This is a genomic window from Thermoactinomyces mirandus (genome assembly GCF_013868055.1).
GTDB lineage: Bacteria > Bacillota > Bacilli > Thermoactinomycetales > Thermoactinomycetaceae > Thermoactinomyces > Thermoactinomyces mirandus.
In genome coordinates this window covers 1-935 of record NZ_JACEOL010000089.1, presented here as the reverse complement: position 1 = coordinate 935, position 935 = coordinate 1, and the positions used below count along the sequence as shown (strand labels likewise).

Annotated in this window: 1 protein-coding gene and 2 pseudogenes; all 3 read right to left on the bottom strand. The window is 42.5% G+C overall.

Annotation, left to right across the window (positions count from 1 at the left end; translation table 11 throughout):
• The coding region (locus H2C83_RS17145) for a hypothetical protein (RefSeq protein ID WP_181742385.1) at positions 1–299 on the bottom strand (299 nt) is incomplete at its 3' end.
• 215 nt (positions 300–514) lie between these two features.
• Positions 515–657, bottom strand: a pseudogene (locus tag H2C83_RS18660) (ATP-binding protein); the annotation flags it as partial.
• A gap of 17 nt (positions 658–674) precedes the next feature.
• Positions 675–850: pseudogene (locus H2C83_RS17970) on the bottom strand (IS21 family transposase); the annotation flags it as partial.
• Positions 851–935 lie beyond the last annotated feature (85 nt).

Genomic DNA, 935 nt, shown 5'->3' with positions numbered 1-935 from the left:
TCCGGGTGGAATTTTCCCTGATTTTGTTCATCACTCCATTTCTTCGCATATTGGACGGCTTTTTCCCGGTCGTACACAATAAAATTCGTAAAATCTTCCCTGATTTGCGGGACATCAAACGAGCCACTCGCCGGATCGGCATAAACTTCAAGGGTACCGAAGACAGTGATGGCAACGACCAGTAAGAGAATGATTGCTTTTACCTGATGATTCATCTTGCGCATACGGATTATTACGGAAAACTGTATAAGAGCAGTAAAAATGGCTTGTCCATTACTACAGATATTTCGGCAAGTCATAGTGAATACTCCAGGTTATTCGTCCTCCGTATTTGATTCACCTCTCTTAAGTTTTTATAAAAAGCTGTTGAATTATCTTGTTTGTAGAGGCAGAATCTCCAAAAACAAGAGATTGATAATTGTTAATATAAAAAAATAAAACAATATTTTTTATTATACATGGCAATTACCCAGTCACAATATAATAACAAGTATAATAATATCAATTATTCCTACTATTTTTCACGTAACCGGTAGCTCTGACCACGGATGTTCAGAACGTGGGAATGGTGCAGCAATCGATCCAACACTTCGGTGGCTAGGCAGGAACTCTCCCCATTCCCCAGCTCTTGTTGCTGGTGAGCAAGATGCTTCCACGTACTGGTGCAAAAGCAATTTGAACGGATCCAGTCTCGATGGCCGTTTCGGGGCTTCCGCTCCGGAAGCCCCTGGGTACGGAGATACCTCCGAACAGTATTGCGGGCATATCCCGTTTCTCTCTAAATCTCCCGAATATTCTTGCCAACGGCCTTCAATTCATGTGATTTAGTCACAGTCCCACTCCCTAACATAAGTTCCCCTTCGAAGAAATTTCCCGGATAATTCGAAGGGGATATATTCGACGGAAGTGAGTCAATTCTTTTTCGGCGATCCTGG